Below are 21,384 nucleotides of genomic sequence, written 5' to 3' on the forward strand. Positions count from 1 at the left end.
AACTTTTTGGTTCAAAAAAAAAGCGTCCAGGAAACCGGGACGCTTTTTTTATGGAACCTGCTTTTTAAGCAGTGATTCTTTTCGTTTCTGCAATGATGGCCTGACGCAATTCATCGGATACTTTTACCAAAGGTAAACGTACATGATCATCACAAACACCCAGTTGTTTCAGGGCTGCTTTTACACCGGCAGGATTTCCTTCTGCAAACATTTGTCTGGTAAATTCAATCAGGTTCAGGTGCAATGGAGCTGCAGCACTGAAATCGCCTTTTAAAGCCAGTCTGATCATATCAGATAATTGTTTTGGTAAAGCATTTCCGATCACCGAGATCACACCTACAGCACCCAGGGAGATCATTGGCAAAGCCACGGGATCATCACCGGAGATCAACATGAAATCAGCCGGTTTATCCCTCATGATCTGGTTAAACTGGTCGAAATTTCCGGAAGCTTCTTTCGTTCCGATGATGTTTTTAAAATCATTGGCCAAACGACAGGTCGTTTCCGGACTCACATTACTTGCCGTACGGCCCGGTACATTGTACAATAAAATAGGTAGGGCAGTTGCTTCAGTCACTGCTTTATAATGCTGGTAAATGCCTTCCTGAGTTGGCTTATTATAATATGGACTGGCTGATAAGATTGCATCATAACCATTCGCTTCAAAATCTTTTATGCTTTGTGCAACTTCTGCAGTATCGTTTCCTCCGATACCTGCAACAAGCGGTAAACGGCCATTATTGATTTCAGCAGTAAATTCCCAGATCTTCTTCTTCTCACTCTTATTCAGGGTTGACGCTTCTCCTGTGGTACCTAAGGATACCAGGTATTCTACCTTTCCTTCGACTAAGTAATTGATCAGGTTTTTTAGTCCGTCATAATCTACTGTTCCGTCTGCATTAAATGGTGTAACCACTGCTACACCTGTTCCGTGAAATTTATTCATCTTTTATGTTTACTTCAATAACTCTAATAGGTCGTCTACAGAAATCAGGGGGACATTTAGCTTGTTTGCCTTCTCTAATTTGGAAGGACCCATATTATCACCCGCTACAAGGTAATTCAGCTTGGCAGAAATGCCGCTTAATATCTTGCCCCCATTGTTTTCTATCATTTCTTTGAGCTCTTCTCTACTGTAATTCTCAAAAACTCCCGAAATTACAAATGTTTTTCCAGTTAACTTGTCACTTTCCAGTGTAATTTCTTTTTCTACCACTTCGAATTGCAGTCCGTAGCCTTTTAACAGGTCAATTTGTTGCAAATGCTCTGGTTTCCCGAAGTATTCTATGATGCTTTCTGCGATTCTCTGGCCGATTTCATCAATTGCAACCAGCTCTTCCAGACTTGCACTGGTTAATTTGTCAATATGCTTTGTGCCTACCGCCAGTTTCCGGGCAACGGTTTCACCAACATACCTTATTCCCAATCCGAAAAGGACTTTTTCGAAAGGCATTTGCTTGGACTGCTCTATTCCTTTCAGCATGTTCTCAATAGAACGTTCTCCAAATCGGTCCAGGGTTTTCAGTTGATCAGATTTTTCATGCAGGGTATAAAGGTCGCTGATATGGGCCACCAGACCACGCTGATAAAAAGTCTCGATCGTTTCATCTCCCAGTCCGTCGATGTTCATCGCCTTGCGGCCGATGAAATGCTGCATTTTTCCAACGATCTGCGGCGGACAAGCCTCGTCGTTAGGGCAATAGAAAGCTACTTCTCCTTCTTTTCTGATCAGGCTGGTATTACATTCCGGGCAAAGCGTTGGGTAATTGACCTTTACTGCTCCCTCTTTACGTTTCTCCAGGTTGACATTGATGATCTTAGGAATGATTTCTCCCCCTTTTTCTACGAATACGCTGTCTCCCTCATGAAGGTCCAGTCTTTCAATTTCATTCGCATTGTGTAATGTGGCCCTTTTTACCGTTGTTCCTGCCAGCTGAACTGGTTTAAGGTTGGCTACAGGGGTAACCGCACCGGTACGTCCTACCTGGTAAGTCACCTTCTCCAGAATGGTTTCTACTTCCTGTGCTTTGTATTTATAAGAAATGGCCCAGCGTGGGGATTTGGCGGTAAAACCTAATTCCTGTTGTTGGGCATAACTGTTCACTTTTATAACGATTCCGTCGATCTCATAGGATAATTTAAAACGGGCTTCTTCCCAGTATTGAATAAAGGCCAATACCTCATCTATACTGCTGCTGAGTTTGGTATGCTCACAAACATTGAAGCCCCATTCTTTAAGGTTCTCCAGGCTTTCCCAATGCGTTTTGAAATAGTTTTTATCGGTATTCAAAGAATAAAGGAAACAATCCAGCGGACGTTTGGCTACTTCTTTGGAATCCTGCATTTTAACGGTCCCTGCTGCAAAATTTCTTGGATTGGCATATTGTACCTCACCCAGTTCTTCGCGCTCCTTGTTGAGGCGGTCAAAGGCTGCACGGTGCATGAAAATTTCTCCTCTGATTTCAAAAAGAGGAGGAACCGCTTCATTTTTTAATTGATGAGGGACGTTGCGGATGGTTTTGATATTGGTGGTCACATCATCCCCTTTGCTGCCATCACCTCGGGTAACGGCTCTGACCAATTTGGAATCTTCATAAGTCAGACTGATGGAGAGACCATCAAACTTTAATTCACAAACATATTGAAACTGGTCGCCAATGGTTTTTCTGACACGGTCGTCGAAGTCACGGAGGTCCTGTTCATTATAAGTATTACCTAAAGAAAGCATGGGCCAGCGGTGCGGAACGGTGGTGAAGTTTTTAGTGATATCGCCCCCAACTTTTAAGGTAGGGGAGTTGGGATCAGCAAATTCAGGGTGTTCTTTTTCCAGTTTATCCAACGCTGCCAACTTTTGATCAAACTCATAATCTGCAATGGTAGGCATTGCCAGAACATAATAATTGTAACTGTGTTGGTTAAGCTCCTTAACCAAGGCTTCCATTTTGTCTTTTATCTCCATAAGTGGCATAAGACAAAGATAGAATAAATCAGAATAAAGGAGGAAGCATACCTTCTATGCGATCGAAAATCCCCATATAATCAGGCTCAATAGCTGCTTTATATGCTTCCAGTTTTTCTGTAAGCATGGCCAGCTGGGTTTCCGTAAATGGATTTTCCCATAAGCGCATGCAGATGCGGTTCAGTGCATAGGATATGTTTTCCATCTTTTGATAACTGAAAAGATACCTGCTGGAGATGAAACGTTCTAAGAAATTAAAGAATACAGTGGTGTCCCTTAGTCCGCAATTCTTTAAAAAAGCATCCAGGGAAGCTTTATCTGATTGGCTCAGGTGTTCATAAAATGTGGGGATGTTGACTTTTCCTTTTACTGTAAGTAAATGATCCAGGATCAGTTCCAGTCCGATGTGTGCCAGAAAAAAGGGTTTTACAGGGCTATTTTCAAAGACTGGTAAAATGAGTTGTTTTAAAGCATTGGTTTCTGTCTTGAAGAATTCCGAAGAATGGAAAATCCGGTCTACTTCCAGGTGTCTTTCCCAGCCTTTGAGCATGGACAACTGATGTTCATCCGCTTCAAAAAGATGTTTTTCTTTTAAAGGGTAGAGGTTGCTGTCCTTCTGTGCATTTTTGACCAAATCGGGCAAAATGACACCGATGACCATGTTTTCATCATAGTTGTCTCGTTCGAAATAGAAATGGGATAGAAAGTTCATCGCTTTAAAAGTAGCTATTTTTGTTCAGTGCTTTTCCTATATTTGCGGCAAAAGGATATAATAATGACCAATTTTGTTGAAGAATTACGCTGGAGAGGCATGTTACAGGACATCATGCCTGGTACTGAAGAAAAATTAAATGAGGGAATGACGTCCGGGTATATTGGTTTTGATCCGACTGCAGATTCACTGCATGTAGGCCACCTGACCCAGATCATGACGCTTATTCATTTTCAACGTGCAGGACATAAGCCTTATGCTCTCGTAGGTGGTGCAACAGGAATGGTTGGAGATCCTTCCGGTAAATCCGATGAAAGAAATCTTCAGACAGAGGCTATGGTAGAACATAACCTTGCAGGAATGAAGAAACAACTTTCTAAATTCCTCAAATTTGAAGATGCCGGTAATGGAGCAGTCATGGTGAATAACAATGACTGGTTTAAAGACATGAACCTGTTTACTTTTATCAGGGATGTTGGAAAACACATTACGGTCAACTATATGATGGCTAAGGACAGTGTGAAAAGACGTTTGGATGGTGATTCCGGACTCTCTTTTACCGAATTCTGCTATCAGTTGATTCAGGGTTTTGATTTTTATTATTTATGGAAACACCATAATTGCCTTATTCAAATGGGCGGTTCTGACCAATGGGGGAACATTGTTACCGGTACGGAACTGATCAGACGTAAAGACGCAGGTACTGCCTTTGCGATCACGACTCAATTGATTAAAAAAGCAGACGGAACTAAATTTGGCAAGACTGAAAGTGGCGCCGTTTGGTTAGATCCTGAGAAAACTTCAGCTTATAAGTTCTATCAGTTTTGGTTAAATGCTTCTGATGATGATACCAAGAAGTGGATCAGGATCTTTACGTTAAAAACGAAGGAAGAAATCGAAGCGCTGGAAACGGAGCATGATGCAGCTCCTCATTTGCGCACCCTGCAAAAAGCATTGGCAGAAGACATCACCGTAAGGACACATTCTTTGGAAGCATTGGAGACTGCGATCAAGACTTCAGAGTTTTTATTTGGAAATGGCTCTTTAGAATTTTTCAATACTTTAACAGAGACGCAGGTTCTGGAGATTTTTGAAGGAATTCCTCAGTTTTCTATTTCAAAAGAAGAGTTGAGCCTGGGTATTGATGCAGCCACTTTACTCGCAGAAAAATCTTCAGTATTTCCTTCTAAAGGAGAAGCGAAGAAATTGATTCAGGGTGGTGGAGTATCGGTAAATAAAGAGAAATTAAAAGATGCTGCAGAAATCATTTCGGCGGATCATCTGTTAAATAACCAGTTTATTATCGTTCAGAAAGGAAAGAAAAACTACTTCCTGCTGATTGTAAAATAATCTTAAAGAATTAAAGTAAAAATCCCGGCTATAGACCGGGATTTTTTTTATGAATCATTTTTTAGGATACTTATTGAACCAATAGGTTGCAGCCTCTGATATCGGCATTGTCAAAGCGGCCCAATACTTCAAAGGAACCGTCCCGGAATAAACGTCCCAGGTCTTGAGTGGCAATAAAAGAACAGGAATTTAGGTTTGCAAGGTCGATGACATTGATCCCACCGCTACGGTTGTTGCGGAGTAGTGTTAAAGGATCATTGGTATCTCTCAGGTGGATTTTCATCCATGGCGGGCAGGCGAATATGCCTTCTCCTTTAGAATAAGCCTGGGAAAGCAGCTCCGTCATGCCATACTCACTATGGATATCACTTACACCAAAGCCGGTTTGTAAAAGTCCGTGTAATTCCTCTCTCACCATTTCTTTTCTTTTTCCTTTCATTCCGCCGGTTTCCATCACTACAAGTTCTGGGAAATCTAGCTGATATTGCTCGATAAAATCAAGCAGAGCATAGGTCACACCAATCAGAATGGTTTTCTGACCTGTGGCCTTCAGCTGATTTAATTTTTGATGTAATTCTTCGTGGTTATGTAAAAAATATCCGCTATCCGGATGTTTGCTGTCCCGGATCAGGGCATCCACCATATAAATTAAAGAAGAGCCGTCGCGCTCCAGGTAGGATGGAAGTAAGGCCAGGAAACAGGTGTTTTCAATCTGTCCGTAAAACTGTTCAAAAGCAAGCGTAAAACTTTGATCATAGACGGAAAGATCAGTCACCAGGTGCCTGCTTTGGACCATTCCTGTCGTCCCGGAACTGCTGAAAGTGATTTCAGTGGCCTCCTTGCTGCTTAGTATTTCATGTGTTTTAAAAAAACTGATCGGCAGGTAAGGAATCTCCATAGAGGTTTTGATTTCGGCTGGTTTAACCCTCAGGTGAGAAATGTATTCCTTATAAATGTTACAGTTTTCTGCCTGATGTCTGAATACGCTCAGGCAGCTTTCTTCAAACTGACTGTCGCTACTGATCGAAAATATTTGCTTGATTAAATCCTTCACCCGGCAAAAATACGCAAGAATGTTTTAGTTTAGGCATTGGTCTTTTTAGATAATACTGCTTTTCTGAAGTGATATCCGCAAATGCCACTGATTGCAGCAACGAAGGCACCTAACAGGGAACTGAATAGGAGTACCATCCACCAGACTTTTACGCCCAGCATTTCTGCTACCCTCGAAGCTAAAAGATGCTGATTAGGAATGCTTTTAAACAAGGCCATACCCAGCCAGAGCAGAAGGATCGCAAAGAAAGGAGACCAAAGAGAAATCTTCGCTGTTTTACCTATTAATCCGCAGGTTGCAAAAGAAATTACAACGATGACCCACCAGGGGAGCACCATTTGCAGTAAAAAGGAAGCGATAAGTATGACTATAAAAACCATTGTATTATTTTTTGGTTATTTTTAATTGAGAAATTATTTTGGCATTAGGATCATTCGGGGATTGCATAAAGTAAAGGTCGTACAATTTTCCGCTTGCCCAGGTATCGATCATGTCATCATAGAAACGGCTTCCCGGATTTCCGGATTGTCCGCCGGGGAATACCCCATGTCCTTTAGGGTTTTTACCCAGTTCAATGACCATTCTCCAGGAAGGGCCATTACTTTCACTAAGGGCATCGATGGTCATCTTACCACCACCGATCATTAGGGTTTTAGATCCAAAACCGGGGATTTTCGCCAGGTGAGGCACATTGGTATGTTTTACATTTGCCCATTCCCATTTCTTACCGATGGCACCGTATTTTCTTTCCAGGCTGTCGCAGGAGTATTTAAAAGCTTCGTTCACTAAGTCACTCAGCGTTTCTTTTTCCGGTGTATTGATGTTGTCTACCCATTTGGAGTTAGGTTCCTTTAAAATCAGCTGTAAAGAGCGGTCGCGGGAAGGAAAGCGCATAGGTACGGAATCAACTACAAATTCATCACTCCAGATATTGGATTGCAGTCTTTTTGTCCAGAGGTCAAAAATGCTTGCGGCCAGCGATTTGGCTTCATAATATTTGTTCCACTCTGAGGTAATTCGGAGCGCTTCTTTTTGGGTTGCATTCAGTTTGCTGTTGTCTACCAGGCCTAAAATGGCAGGCAGGATATTTTGCGCAAAAATGCTGTAAGTATCGGTTTGCATTGTCCGGATACTATCGACAGTAGCTTTAGTCATCGCAGTTAAGCGGTCATTGATTCTTTTACCACGTTCATACGGACTAAATTCCCAGTTGATATAATAGGGATAGCTGGGATCTGTGGATGACTGGTTGGCCGAGCTGACAAAACCTCTTGGCGGATTCTTTACTGTAGGATTGTGTGCCGCAGGAATCCAGCCTTGCCAATCACTTTTAGGGTCTGTTCCATCCAGGATAAATTTACCCTGGTTTTTCCATTTTAAAGGGAATTTACCATTTGCAGTGATGGCGATGTCATTATTCGCGGATGCGAATATAAAGTTTTGCGCAGGGGCGGTATAATAAGTTAAGGCTTTGCGATAGTCATCATAATTTTTTCCCCTGTTTAAAAGGTAAAAGGTTTTGAGCTCGTTTGATTTTTCATGAGCAATCCAGCGGAGCGCATTCCCTATGGGAACATTTCCTGCCCTGGCGTAATTTTTAGGTTTTTGAAGGTATACCACCGGACCATGATGCGTATAGAAAACGGTATCGGTTTCTGTTTTGCCTCCCCTGATCTCAATTTTCTCCAGGCGCGTACTGGTATTTTTCCATTGGTTATTGTACCAATAGCTTTTATGGGTATTGTCTTTAAACTTGATCTGATAGAAATCCAGTACGTCTGCGGCTACATTGGTTACTCCCCAGGCAATGTTCTGGTTGAAACCGATGATAATGCCCGGAGCTCCGGGAAGAGATACACCATAAGAATTGAGGCCTGGAGCATGCAACTGAATCTGATACCAGATGGATGGCAGGGTCAGGTCAAGGTGTGGGTCATTGGATAGAATCGGTGAACCTGAAAGGGTCTTTGATCCGGATAATGCCCAGTTATTGCTTCCGATTCCTTCTTCTTTTTGTTTGGTTTTTACCGATCCTGTCATGATTTCGGTGAATGAAGCCGGTGGCGTCGGGATGGGTAAAGGTTGGAAATCCCATTTTGTGCCTACCGGAATGATGGGGTCTTCTTTGAAAGGATAATCCGGAAACAGATCTTTAACGACCTCAGTACCGAATTTCTTTCTGATATTGGTCATGTAAAACTCATCAGAACCCATGGCCAGAACGGCCGACATTTGTTTTAACAACAACGCGCATTTGATTGGCGTCCAGTCTTCGGGTTTAAAATCTAGTATTTTATATTCAATAGGTAATTTTGCTGCGGATAAAGAGTGGATATAAGCATTGATTCCGGCAGTATAAGCAAGAATCATTTCTTTGGATTTGGGATCAGCCATCATTCCTTCCAACGATTTTTCTGCGCCGTAGACCATTCCCATTCGCCGTTGGTACCTGTCGACCTCTATGGCTTTTTTTCCTACTACCTCAGATAAACGTCCGGCAGCATAACGCGTTTGAAAGTCCATTTGCCATAACCGGTGCTTTGCAGTTACATAACCCTGAGCATAATAAACATCGTGGTCATTCTGTGCGAAAATATGAGGAATCATACGATCGTCAAAAGCAATATCTACGTTGGCAATCGTTTCTTTTAAAACGAGACTTTTGCGCGCCTTTACAGAAGTATTCTCTGCGTTTTGCCAGAATCCGGTAAAAGGGTTAAGAAACTTTAGTATGGGGGGAGTGTCTCCGAATTTTGTATTCAATGCATAAGCTAACAGTATCGGGATTACAATGCAAATCAGGGCTTTTATTTTATTCATCATAATTGAATTAAAGGTACACTTTATCTTATCAATTAAAGCGCTCAGTTTCTGGTTTCTGCAATTTAACACAAAACTTAATTCGTTTAAAATGAAAATTAGATTTTGTCTATTAAATAGTCTACAAAATACAGTTTGGATAATTAAAAAATTGTATTAAATTTAAGATAAAATTAACCAAATATAAAATTCTTACGTATGAGCAAAACTTTTACAAAAGCAATCTTCACGTTTTTACTGTTCTTTGTTGCTGTTTCAGCGGCACAGGCACAAAACGTCGTCATTAGTGGGACGGTGACCGATAAACTCACTAAAGAACCAATACCAGGTGTTGGGATTACAGTTAAAGGCACCACTTCAGGAACCGCTACTGATAATGCTGGAAAATACAATTTCAGTACCTCGCAGAAAGCACCTTTTACGTTAGTCATTTCTTATTTGGGGTATATTTCGGTTGAAAAACAAATTACCGGCAATACTTCCAATCTGGATGTAGAGCTGGAGCAAACCGCGCTCTTAGGGCAGGAGGTAGTAATTTCTGCTTCCAGGACTCCTGAGAGAATTCTGGAATCTCCGGTATCTGTGGAGCGTATGGGCGCTACTGCAATTAAAGAGATCGCAGCGCCTTCTTTTTATGATGCCCTGAATAATATGAAAGGGGTCGAAATCAGTACCCAGAGTTTAACCTTCAAATCGATCAATACCAGAGGATTTAACTCAAATGGAAATACCAGGTTCAACCAGTATGTAGATGGGATGGACAACCAGGCTCCTGGTTTGAACTTTTCCGTCGGTAACATCGTTGGGGTAAATGACCTGGATGTGGACAATGTCGAGCTATTGCCTGGTGCATCTTCTGCTTTGTATGGAGCAGGAGGTATCAGCGGAACGATGTTGGTGACTTCTAAAAACCCATTCGACTATCAGGGTGCGAGTTTTCAATTTAGAAAAGGAATCAACCATGTGAACGACGATGCCACCAGCAGACAGCCGGTTAACCAACTGGATGTGCGCCTGGCAAAAGCATGGAATAACAGGTTTGCAGTTAAAGCGACCTTCTCTTTTATACAGGCGGAAGACTGGCATGCAAACAATTTCAGCAATTTTGACCGCGCAGCCCGTCAGTTTAAGCCTGGAGACAGGAGCTCTGATCCGAACTATGACGGAATCAACAGCTATGGTGATGAGGTGAGTCAGAACATGAGAAATGTGGCACAGGCGGTACTTAACGCCGGAACCTCAGGTTTTGTAAAGACCGCCTTAGGTTTGCCAACTGACCCTACAGCTGCACAGATTGCCGCTTTCAAAGCTGGTCCTGGTGCTCCTATACTTGCAAACTTCTTGAGTACAGATCCGCGTTTCAGGCCATTTACCGCAGGATTAAATACGCCAGGCCTGCTTCCGGATCAGAACGTTTCCAGAACGGGATATGAGGAAGCAAATCTGGTAGATTATAAAACCCAGTCTTTGAAAACCTCAGGCGCTTTACATTATAGGTTTACCCCTACGATAGAAGCGATTGCACAGGCAAACTGGGGAACAGGGACTTCTGTATATACGGGATCAGACCGTTACTCTTTACGTAATTTCAGCATCGGACAATACAAACTGGAATTAAAAGGACAGGATTTCTTCCTGAAAGGATATACTACTCAGGAGCGTTCCGGAGATTCTTATATTTCTTCTATCCTTGGAAGCTATATTAATGAGAAATCAAAGCCATCAAAAGATTGGTTCCCTCAGTATGTAGGTAATTATGTGGGTGCCCGTTCCTTAGGCGCAAATGATGCGGCTGCACATGCTGCTGCCAGAGCTGCTGCCAATCAGGGAAGATTCGAGCCTGGATCTGCACAATATGAAGCTGCCAAACAGCAGATCATGAATACAACAATTGCCAGTACAGATTTTAACAAAGGTATTTATGGGGCTAAATTCAATGATAAAACCAATTTATACCACTATGAAGGGATGTACAATCTAACCAATGCACTGAACAATGTAGTAGAGTTCCAGGTCGGCGCTTCTTACCGCATCTATCAGTTGAGGTCTGGTGGTACGATCTTTAATGACCTTAACGATAAAATCGACATCAATGAATACGGTGCTTTCGGACAGTTAGGTAAAAAATTCTTCAACGATAAGGTGAAGCTGACCGTATCCGGTCGTTACGATAAAAGCACGAATTTTGAAGGCCGCTTTACGCCAAGGGTAACGGGTGTATTTACTGTTGCGCCTAATAACAATATTCGTTTGTCCTATCAGACAGGATATAGAAACCCAACTACACAAAATCAATATATAGATTTATCTGTTGGTGGTGGTTCACAGCGCTTAATTGGTGGATTACCTGAAAGTCTGAACAACTATAGCCTTTATACCAATAAGCCATTTACTGATGTAAGTTATCGTGCCTTCCTGGCATCAGCTTCTGCAGGTACGCCAAACCCGGCTTTACTGCAAGCCTATAATTTTGATCCTAAAGGAGTACTTCCGGAAAGTGTTCAGGCTTATGAAGTGGGATATAAAGGTTTGTTAGGGCCTAAGTTCCTGATTGACGCCTATGCTTATTACAACAGGTACAAAAACTTCATCACCTCTGTAGATGTTTATCAGAATAACAGCGGTACGTTCACGAAGTTCGGTGTTCCGGTAAATGCTACCGGAGAGGTGAAAGCCTATGGTGCTGCTTTAGGAATAGACTATTTATTGGGTAAATTCAATGTGAGTGGTAACGTTTCCTATAATGAGATCGGTGATCTTCCTGCTGGTTATATCAATGATTTCAACACGCCTAAATACCGTTACAACCTTGGATTCGGTAATAAGGAGATCTTTAAAAATGTAGGCTTTAATGTGGCCTGGCGCTGGCAGGATAAATTCTACTGGAACTCTTCTTTTGCTTCAGGAGATGTACCTGCCTATAGCACATTGGATGCGCAGATCAATTTGAAAGTACCTTCGGTAAACTCTATGATTAAAATCGGAGGATCAAATGTATTGAACAAATATTACTTCACTTCTTATGGTAATCCTTCCGTTGGAGCGCTATACTATGTGTCTTATACTTTTAATCCTTAGGGATCTCTCTCCAGTTACACCATGAAAAGCCCTGGCCCCAAAGCCGGGGCTTTTTGTTGGTTAAAACGATCGCTTACAATGGAAAAGCTGCAAAATAATCCTTTGGTTTTCATATAAATTTTAACACCTTAGTTGTACAGATTACACGATCTATTGATCTGCTATTTTTACTTAAACGATTTTCATGGAAGAACAAAACGAACACGGGAAAGAAATAAAGGATGATGGCATAATTCAGGAAATTGTTGAAGAGACAGTACAACATTTGAATAATCCTGTTACCGACCTGAAGCCTATTGTTAAGAAATACCTCTCAGCAGTACAAAAGGTCAAAAAAGATGGGAATAAATTTTACTTTTCTGATGGTGATGCAAGGGTAGAGATCAGGGTGGTGAGCGATGAGATCATCAGAGTGAGACTGGCACCACATGGTGTTTTTTTAGATGATTTCTCTTATGCCGTTCCGGTAGTAGACCAGAAGGTGACGACTTTTAAAATGGAAGAACTGGAAGACCATTATGCCATTTCTACAAATACCATAACCTGTAAGATCAGAAAAGACGATTTCCACATCTCTTTTACGGAAAAACTGAGCCAGATGGTGATGAGCGAAGATGAATCGCCAATGCACTGGGAAGAAAATATAGAATTTGGTGGTTATTATGTATATGCTACTAAAAAATGCTTACCCGAAGAGAACTTTTATGGTTTAGGAGATAAATCAGGAAATATGAACCTCCGGGGGCGCCATTTCCAAAACTGGAATACGGATGCTTATTCTTTTGGATGGGATCAGGATCCTTTGTACCGGACGATTCCTTTTTATCTGGGAGTGCATCAGCAGGCCGCATACGGGATTTTCTTTGACAATACTTTCCGTTCTTATTTCGACTTTGGAAAAGAAGACAACCAAAAGACCAGCTTCTGGGCCGATGGTGGAGAGCTGCAATACTATTATATCCATGGCCCACACATGATGGACGTGGTGAAAAGATATCAGACGCTGACGGGCACTCACCCTATGCCACCTAAATGGGCATTGGGCTATCATCAATGTCGCTGGAGTTATTATCCTGAGAAGAAGGTGAAAGAAATTGCCGATGGTTTCAGGTCCAGAAATATCCCTTGCGATGCCATTTATCTGGATATCGATTATATGGACGGTTACCGTTGCTTTACCTGGAACAAAAACTATTTCCCTGATCCTAAAAGAATGATCAAGGAACTGGCGGATGATGGCTTTAAAACCGTTGTGATGATTGATCCGGGAATTAAAGTGGACGACAATTACTGGGTATTTAAAGAAGGTAAAGAAAACAATTACTTCTGCCGAAGGAGTGATGATTATTTTATGGAAGGCCATGTTTGGCCTGGCAGATGTCAGTTCCCGGATTTCACCAACCCAACAGTAAGGGAATGGTGGGGTAATTTGTATAAGGAACTGGTGGATATTGGCGTAGCTGGTGTCTGGAACGATATGAATGAGCCTGCCGTATTTGGTGCGGGAACATTTCCAAATGACGTAAGACATAATTTTGATGGTTACCGCGGATCACACCGTAAAGCACATAATGTTTATGGGATGCAAATGGTACGTTCAACCTATGATGGTTTGAAAAAACTGATGCGCAATAAACGTCCCTTTACGATCACCCGAGCGGGTTATTCCGGAATGCAACGGTATGGTTGTGTATGGACAGGGGATAACGTCGCAACCTGGGAACACCTGAAATTAGGGAATATCCAGTGTCAGCGGATGTCTGTATCGGGCGTTCCTTTCTGTGGAACTGATATCGGAGGTTTTAGCGGAGAGCCGGATGCAGAATTGTTTACCCGCTGGATTCAGCTGGGGACCTTCTCTCCGTTTATGCGTGCCCACTCTGCCGGAGATACTGCCGAAAGAGAGCCCTGGAGCTTTGGTGAACCTTATACAAGTATTAACAGGACCTATATAGAGTTAAGATATCGTTTGATGCCTTATCTGTACTCTGTTTTCTGGGAACATCACCGTTATGGATTCCCGATTCTGAGACCCTTGGTGATGTTGGAACAGGAAAATTTAAGCAATCATTTCCGTCAGGATGAGTTCACCTTTGGGGATAAAATACTGGTTTGCCCGGTTTTGGAACAGGGAGCAACTTCCCGCCTTGTATATTTGCCTAAGGGAAAATGGTATAACTTCTGGACACATGAAGTGCTGAACGGGGAAAGCGAGCACAATATCGAGGCTGCTTTAGATCATATGCCACTGTTTGTACGTGCAGGATCTGTGATTCCTGAATATCCGGTGATGCAATATGTAGGAGAGAAGAATGTAGATGAAGTATTGTTAAACATCTATTATTCGGACTACGAAGTGAATTCTTTCCTTTATGAAGACCATGGAGATACCTTTGCTTATGAGCAGGACATCTATTCAGAGAAGAAATTCAGCGTTAAGGGAGATCAAAAGAAATTAAAGATTGAGCAGAGTGTAGACGGACTTTACACGCCTAATTATGAACTCTACAATTATAACATCATCGGAATACCGTTTAAAGTGAAGAAGATCACGGTGGATGAACAAGATGTATTGGATTTTCATATGGATGAACGCAATTGTTTGCGCTTTAAATCCAACAAGAATTTTATGACGATTAAGGTATACGGTGAATAATGTAAACTAGTTAAAATCATTTTAATGAGCACATCAGGTAAAAGCAGTTCCAGTAAGAAAGTAACCGGTAAAAAGATCGAGACCACTCCTGTTTTAGAAGAACGCAGCAAAAGTGTCTGGCTGCATAGCTTGTTTACTGATTTTGACATTTCATTATTCATTTCGGGTAAGCACTTCCGTTTGTACGAGAAAATGGGAGCACATCTCCTGAAGATCGATGAAAGGGATGGTGCTTATTTTTCCGTTTGGGCGCCCAATGCGCAAGAGGTGAGTGTGGTGGGGAACTTTAATAAATGGGATCAGACCGCACATCACTTAAATAAACGCTGGGATGCCTCCGGTATCTGGGAGGGCTTTATACCGGATTTAAAAAAGGGGGAAGTCTATAAATATGCCATCAAAGGTTTTGATGGGGTAGACATTCAGAAAGGAGACCCTTTTGCTACACGCTGGGAACATCCGCCACGAACGGCTTCAGTAATTTGGGATACTGATTATAAATGGGGAGATAAGCCCTGGCTAAAGAAACGCCCAAAGCTGAATGCCTTAAATCAGCCGATGTCTGTTTATGAGTTGCATTTAGGGTCCTGGCAAAGAGATCCGGCGGAACCTAAAAGGGTGTTGACCTATAAAGAGATTGCTAAAAGCCTGGTTCCTTATATTCTGGACATGGGTTTTACGCATGTGGAGCTAATGCCCATCATGGAATACCCTTATTTTCCTTCCTGGGGGTATCAGATTACCGGATACTTTGCGGCGAGCTCCAGACATGGGACACCGGAAGAGCTGATGTACCTGATCGATGAGCTGCATAAAAACAATATTGCCGTAATCCTGGATTGGGTGCCTTCACATTTCCCGGGGGATGCACATGGACTTTATCATTTCGATGGAACGCACCTTTACGAACATGCCGATATGCGCAAAGGTTTTCATCCGGACTGGAAGTCTTATATCTTCAATTACGACAGAAATGAGGTTCGTTCCTTCCTGATCAGTAATGCTTTATATTGGCTGGATCAGTTTCATGCTGATGGACTTAGGGTGGATGCTGTCGCCTCTATGTTATATTTTAATTTTTCGAGAAAGGAAGAAGATGCAGCTACAAATGAATTTGGTGGTAGCGAAAATCTGGGCGCCATTCAGTTTCTAAAAGACCTGAATGAAGCGGTCTATGGTAATTTCGAAGGAGTGCAAACTATTGCAGAGGAAAGCAGTACTTATCCGGGCGTAACACATCCTGTACATGCCGGAGGCTTAGGTTTTGGAATGAAATGGATGATGGGTTGGATGAATGATACCTTGAAGTATTTTAAAAATGATCCCATTAACCGTAAGTTTCATCACCATCAGCTTACTTTTAGCATTACGTATGCGTTCAGTGAAAACTTTATGCTGCCTTTCTCTCATGATGAGGTGGTTCATGGGAAGTCTTCTATGATTTATAAAATGCCGGGTGATGAGTGGCAGAAGTTTGCAAACCTCCGTCTTTTATATGCTTATATGTTTACGCAGCCAGGGACCAAGTTGTTGTTTATGGGCAATGAATTTGCGCAGACGCATGAATGGGATTTTAAAAGCTCACTCGACTGGCATTTACTCCAGCATGCACCGCATTTGGGGATGCAGAAAACAGTACGGGCGATTAATAATTTATACCGCTCTGAGCCTGCTTTGTATGAACACAGTTTTTCTTATGAGGGATTTGAATGGATTAATGCTGACGATGCGGCACACTCGGTCTATATCTATCTTAGAAAGGGAACCAAAGCAAAGGATACTTTAATTGTGATTTTAAACATGACGCCGGTATACCGGGAGCACTACCTTGTGGGGTTACCTTTTAAAGGAAAATGGAAAGAAATTTTCAATACGGACGCTAAGGAGTTTTTCGGAAGTGGGAAACACAATGAAAAATTAATGATCTCTGAGGAGGTAGCTTGTCATGGACGTGAAAATTCCATCAGTTTGAACATTCCACCACTGGGGGCCATCATCTTAAAACAGGGTAAATAATCATTTTTTTAACCGGTAAAATACAAATGCTGCGGTAAGGCCGGCGATGATCAACGCAATGTAATAGTAGTGCGGAGGCCATCCCGCTTTGGGAAGATTGATGCTTTGGTCATAACCCATAAAGATGAGTGCGTCCCAATAATAGGGGAGGTATTGATTTGCACTTTGCTGAGGACTATTTAACCAGGTTAACTTTGCTTCATGTAAGGAATTGCTGATTTCCTTTCCTTTCAATAAATTTTTATAGGTCTCTGCGGTTATTTTAGCGGCCGCATCATCATTCACATTCCAGAGCGTAGCAATGGTGCCTTGTGTGCCAATTGCAGCGAAACCTCTGCTTAGGCTGATGATTCCTTCTCCCTCTGCCATCATCCCATCTGCGGTTCTGCAGGCGCTGAGTACCACCAGACCTGGTGCATTTTGCAGGGCCGACAATTCAAATAAGAATACCTGGTCATCATTAAAGGCAAGAGTAGGTTCTTTACGCACACCCGAAAGGTAAGAATGGGTACTGATGTGCAATACATCTGCCTGTTCAAAGGCCCTGAGGAAATCTTTTGTACCCGCTTCTTTGTCAATTAAGAATTCGCCGGAAACCAGTCTTTTTAAGGAAGCGGCTTCAAGGGCAACTGCAGGAATGGCTTGTTTGTTATTCCCCTGGTGGGTGATGAATAATCCTGCAAATTTTTCTCTGTCCGGTTTTTCTTTTTCAGATAAGCTGCTATGCTTTCTCTTGCTTTGGTTGATCCAGGTTTGGATGGAGAACGCATATGCTATGCTTTGTTTTTTTAAAAGAAATGGCCATTTGGAAATAGAGGTCTGGTAAGATTGATCAGTAATCAGTCCTTCAAAAGAAAGTTTTCCCATTGCTTCATCAGGAACAATGATCAGGTGCTCATTTTTTCGAAAACTGAAATCGCCCATTAAGGTCTGATAACAACGGTAAGAGGCCTTAAAAAAAGCTTCTGGGTTGTTCATCATCGCTTCCGGCCCATGGCTATAATAAGTGTCTACAAAATCACTGATCCCTTGTTTTACTGCTGAGGCCTGATTGATTCTGGTCACTTGTTTCACCTGTCTGTTGCTGATTTCAATGGCATAAATGGCACTGTTGCCGGAAAAGAACTCGACGAAATGTGCTTTAGCAGGTAATCTTTTCAGAATAGTTTGGGTATTCAGTTCTGCATCTGCATTCCAGGCCATTGCAGGATAACGTTCCCTTATTTTTTTATTGACATATTCCAGTTTAAATTTCAGGTCAGCGCTATTTCTTGCGGCATGACGAATGTCTCTGGCATCTTGTAATGCTATTTTTTCCTGATAAGCAATGGCACTTTCCAGGTTTTGTTTCTGAATAAACAGGGGCTCTTTGGTTTGAAGGGCCAGTTGTTGCTGGTTGCGTCTGATGTCGTCCAATAGCGTCCTGGCCTTGGTTTGTTCCATGAGGTTTAGAATGACTTCTGCATAATGGTGCTGCCTGGTTTTTTCCAATAATCCAAATGCGATGGCAATTGCTTGCTCGGCCATTTGTTTGGTTTCCGATTGAAAACGCTGCTTTGTTTTTACGTCAGCGAGTTCAAAACGTATTTTATCTCCTGCCAGTAGAGACCATCTGATGTTTTGAAGAGCTTCTTTTTCTGCTCCTAAAAGTGTATAAACCAGGGAGCGCTGATAAAACACATCCTGCAAACGGTTGTCGCCAAAGATTTTGTCGGGATTGACCTGCCCCTCGGAATTTAGGAGGCCCAGGGTATTTAAGGTTTGATTGAAAAAGCTCAAAGCCGCTTTGCCTTGTTGCTGTTTCAATTTTATTTTCCCTAGTTGGGTGATGATATTTGCTTTTTCCCGTAACCTGTTTCCTTTATAATACTGATCGTTGGTTTTTAATGCCAACTGGTAATAACGTGTGGAAAGCGGTAAGTTTTTCAGGGCCAGTTGAACATTGCCAGCGGTAATGTAACTGCTCAATAACCAGTAGGCGGTTTCCTGATCTTTTATTGTGTTTTTTTGTCGGGCAATGTTGCTGGAAATGACAACTTCTGCGTCCTTTAATTCCTTTTTGTCATAGTAAATATCTGCGAGGGTATTGTCTAAAAGAATAGCGATAGGCGAGGTTGATTTGACCTTTTGTTTTCCCCATTGAATACATTCCAGTGCTTTTTTGAAATCTCCGATAGAACGATAAGAAATACCAAGGTTGTTATAAGTAGAAGCAGCAAGTTCTGCATTGTGTTCTTTCAAGGCAAAGGCCAGTGTTTTTTGCTGGATAAAAATCGCCTTTTCATAATCTCCAAGCCGTGTATAATTATTGGCCCAGGGTTTTAATACAAAATCGGAAATATCCATACTGACGTTATGGTCCAGCCAGTAATTGTAGGCCTGTTCATAGCAATTGATGGAGTTTAGGATATTTCCTGCATACATTTGGTTGTAGCCCTGATGACTCAGCAGCAATAGCCAGGCTTGCATTTCTTCGGTGGATTTTGGACCACGCCAGGCAGCCGTAGTACTGCTCATCAGGAACGAGAGGGTTTCTCTGGGGTGCGCCTGGGTATAGTCGATTCTGGTGTAGATCCAATCACTAAGGTTGTTGCTTCTTTTTAGCGAGTCCAGTGTGTTTTTTGTAGGAACAGGTAACAACCCGGCCGTTTGTGCGGCGAGGAATGTTGAAGAAAATAAGAAAAAGGCGAAAAGACTGCCCCTGATCATTTTTCTGATTAGAACTTCCACGTTAAATAAGTGATTAACCTGTTGTTGCTATGTTGCAAAGTATATAAATATCGGAAGCCAATAGCCGGGCCTATATGAACCTTTCCCACTTGAATATCAGCAAAGAGCGTGTTTTGAAAATCATTGAAGCTGCTGCTGATCTTTTTAAAACTTTTTATAATCGGAGGACTGGCACCGGTTGCAGTGGCTTCGAGTACAATCGTCCGTAAAGGTGTGGCTTGTTTGTCGAGGTTAAAGGAAACCAGGGTACCAATGCCGGCACCGAAATACTTATTGAAATTACGCCTGATCTGCAGTGGGACCAGATTGATCGTAAGGACCCTGATCCTCGCGGTGCTATCGATATAGTCGATCTTTTCTTCTTTTCTGTTTGGAACGGGGATAAACCTGCCATTTCCAGGTGTTCTTTTGATCAGGAATTCTTTTTCTGAAAAGGAATTCATGTACAGCTCCGCCTGTAAAAAATAACGGTGTGGGGAATAAGGAGCGATGCTCAGTCCGAAAGTGATGTTCTTCTGTCCGGAAAAAGGAGTGTTGCCACTTTCAAATGGAAAGCCATATCCGGCAATAATTCCCGGCGACAAGCCTGTTTTATATTTTCCTGCAGCTCTGTTGGTATAGATCGGTTCATTCTTGTCAAAGACAATGGCGGCACCACTTCTGAAAGGCAGTTTTTTAGGTTTTTCCAGAAAGCCGATCTTATATTCCACATAGCCCATCGTGGAATCTGCATCGTTTACCCCTTTCTGTTGCAAACCTGGAAGATAGATGTTTTTGAAAACGAAATGAACGCTATCCGCTGTTCTGATGGTATCCATGCAGCTTTGATTGACATAGGCTGAATCACAGTTTACAATTTTAGGTTTTGAATCCATGACCTCAATGGAGGCAATATCCAGATTTGGAGGAATGGCTACACCGACGTCTACTTTTTTTGCGGGTCCTTTACCGGTGTTTTGGAATTTAACTTTATAGGTTAGTTTTCTGTTTTTTCCGGTAAAGCGATAATTCATCCTGCTGTTTTTCAGCATCATTTTATTCGGATCATGAGAAGCTACAATCTGTAGCTCCATCGTGAAAAATTCCGTAGCTGCGAGGGCATCGTCAGGAATGAACATACCTGTTAGTTTGACTACCGCATTGGTGTCTTTGATCATTTCGGGAGTTGTTTTTAGATGAAGAAAGAGAAAGTTCTCCTGTCCGGATTTTAGGTTTTGGAATTTCCAGCCTTCAGCTTTTCTAAAAGCGCTCATTTTTTCCTTGATCAAAGCAGTGCCTTCCGGATCAAATACGGGGCTTGTCGTTGCCGGAGCAGCAGGTCCTTTGAGCGAGGTGGTATATGGATTCTCTGCCTGTTGTTTTAGCGCTGCAAAGCTACCATGTTTATCTATCGCTGATTTTTTCTCATTGTAATAACTCCGGACTTCGGCAAGTTCAAAGTTATCTTTATTGAACTCCTTATCATTATATAGGAAAGCAATGGTTCCGCTTAAATTGGCAATGCCATTCTCTGGTTTATTTCTGTAGCCCAATACGAGCATCATATCATCACCAGGTTTAGGCATGCAATTGGTTTTCATTTCAATAGATCCGCCGGATTTAAAGAGTGATGGACCCTGGTTTGATGCAAGGACAGGTCTGCTGGTTCCTGGTTTTAAGGGTTTCGGTCTGGTTGGCGGGCGTTTGCCATCATCATAACTATTGGTTGCAAAAAGCCTCACCTGATATAGGTCGTTGCCTGGGAAAAAGTGAAGTGGCTCTTTTTCAAATGAAAAACTGCCATCGCCAAACTCCCAGAAATAGGTGTAAAATGGTTCCGGAGCTCCTGCGATTTGCCTTAGCGGGCGTAAAGTGGAGCTGAATTTTATTCCATTAGATTCCTGTTTAGAATGGATGATGGCGGGAACGGTATCTGCCGGAACAATTTGTGTTTGGGCAAATGCGCTTCCAAAGTAGAGCAGAGCGAGTATACAGACTAGTTTTTTCATCTTAGCTAATAAATTTAACAA

General features: G+C 42.2%; 12 protein-coding genes. 4 read left to right on the plus strand and 8 right to left on the minus strand.

Annotation, left to right across the window (positions count from 1 at the left end; genetic code table 11):
• Positions 1-64: 64 nt before the first annotated feature.
• The 3 genes from dapA to BLQ87_RS17465 are packed head-to-tail and all read right to left on the minus strand — an operon-like array spanning position 65 to position 3,671.
• Positions 65-946 (minus strand): 4-hydroxy-tetrahydrodipicolinate synthase, encoded by an 882-nt coding sequence (gene dapA, locus BLQ87_RS17455; RefSeq protein WP_074609279.1) that lies wholly within the window; start codon positions 944-946, stop codon positions 65-67.
• Positions 947-955: 9 nt separating this feature from the next.
• Positions 956-2,968: an NAD-dependent DNA ligase LigA gene (gene ligA, locus BLQ87_RS17460; RefSeq protein ID WP_074609281.1), complete on the minus strand. Its 2,013-nt coding sequence runs from the start codon at positions 2,966-2,968 to the stop codon at positions 956-958.
• Between the two features lie 19 nt (positions 2,969-2,987).
• Entirely contained in the window at positions 2,988-3,671 is a 684-nt protein-coding gene (locus BLQ87_RS17465) for an ACP phosphodiesterase (RefSeq protein WP_074609283.1), read from the minus strand.
• A gap of 63 nt (positions 3,672-3,734) precedes the next feature.
• Here BLQ87_RS17465 and tyrS point away from each other — a divergent pair, with 63 nt between their 5' ends.
• Positions 3,735-5,021, plus strand: a complete 1,287-nt coding sequence (tyrS, locus tag BLQ87_RS17470; RefSeq protein ID WP_074609285.1) for a tyrosine--tRNA ligase — start codon at positions 3,735-3,737, stop codon at positions 5,019-5,021.
• 70 nt (positions 5,022-5,091) lie between these two features.
• Here tyrS and BLQ87_RS17475 read toward each other — a convergent pair whose 3' ends face one another.
• The 3 genes from BLQ87_RS17475 to BLQ87_RS17485 are packed head-to-tail and all read right to left on the minus strand — an operon-like array spanning position 5,092 to position 8,898.
• A complete protein-coding gene (locus tag BLQ87_RS17475) occupies positions 5,092-6,075 on the minus strand; it encodes a LuxE/PaaK family acyltransferase (protein WP_074609288.1) in 984 nt (327 codons plus the stop codon).
• A gap of 29 nt (positions 6,076-6,104) precedes the next feature.
• Positions 6,105-6,455 (minus strand): hypothetical protein, encoded by a 351-nt coding sequence (locus BLQ87_RS17480; protein WP_074609290.1) that lies wholly within the window; start codon positions 6,453-6,455, stop codon positions 6,105-6,107.
• 4 nt (positions 6,456-6,459) lie between these two features.
• Positions 6,460-8,898: a penicillin acylase family protein gene (locus BLQ87_RS17485; protein ID WP_317048282.1), complete on the minus strand. Its 2,439-nt coding sequence runs from the start codon at positions 8,896-8,898 to the stop codon at positions 6,460-6,462.
• A 195-nt stretch (positions 8,899-9,093) separates the two neighbouring features.
• Here BLQ87_RS17485 and BLQ87_RS17495 point away from each other — a divergent pair, with 195 nt between their 5' ends.
• The 3 genes from BLQ87_RS17495 to glgB all read left to right on the plus strand — a co-directional run bounded on the left by BLQ87_RS17495 (position 9,094) and on the right by glgB (position 16,645).
• The gene (locus BLQ87_RS17495; RefSeq protein ID WP_074609297.1) at positions 9,094-11,973 is read left to right on the plus strand and encodes a TonB-dependent receptor; all 2,880 of its coding nucleotides are present in this window, start codon (positions 9,094-9,096) and stop codon (positions 11,971-11,973) included.
• Between the two features lie 184 nt (positions 11,974-12,157).
• Positions 12,158-14,629 carry a glycoside hydrolase family 31 protein gene (locus tag BLQ87_RS17500; RefSeq protein WP_074609298.1) on the plus strand — a complete coding sequence of 824 codons (2,472 nt, stop codon included), beginning with the start codon at positions 12,158-12,160 and terminating at the stop codon, positions 14,627-14,629.
• Positions 14,630-14,653: 24 nt separating this feature from the next.
• Complete coding sequence (gene glgB, locus BLQ87_RS17505) at positions 14,654-16,645, plus strand: 1,4-alpha-glucan branching protein GlgB (protein WP_074609300.1); 1,992 nt, start codon at positions 14,654-14,656, stop codon at positions 16,643-16,645.
• Here glgB and BLQ87_RS17510 read toward each other — a convergent pair whose 3' ends face one another.
• On the minus strand, positions 16,646-19,375 hold the full coding sequence (locus BLQ87_RS17510; RefSeq protein WP_143010469.1) for a CHAT domain-containing protein: 2,730 nt from the start codon (positions 19,373-19,375) through the stop codon (positions 16,646-16,648).
• Positions 19,363-21,363 (minus strand): DUF7849 domain-containing protein, encoded by a 2,001-nt coding sequence (locus tag BLQ87_RS17515; RefSeq protein ID WP_074609304.1) that lies wholly within the window; start codon positions 21,361-21,363, stop codon positions 19,363-19,365. Before BLQ87_RS17515 ends, BLQ87_RS17510 begins: the two co-directional genes overlap by 13 nt.
• Positions 21,364-21,384: the final 21 nt, after the last annotated feature.

This window comes from Pedobacter steynii (genome assembly GCF_900103665.1).
GTDB lineage: Bacteria > Bacteroidota > Bacteroidia > Sphingobacteriales > Sphingobacteriaceae > Pedobacter > Pedobacter steynii.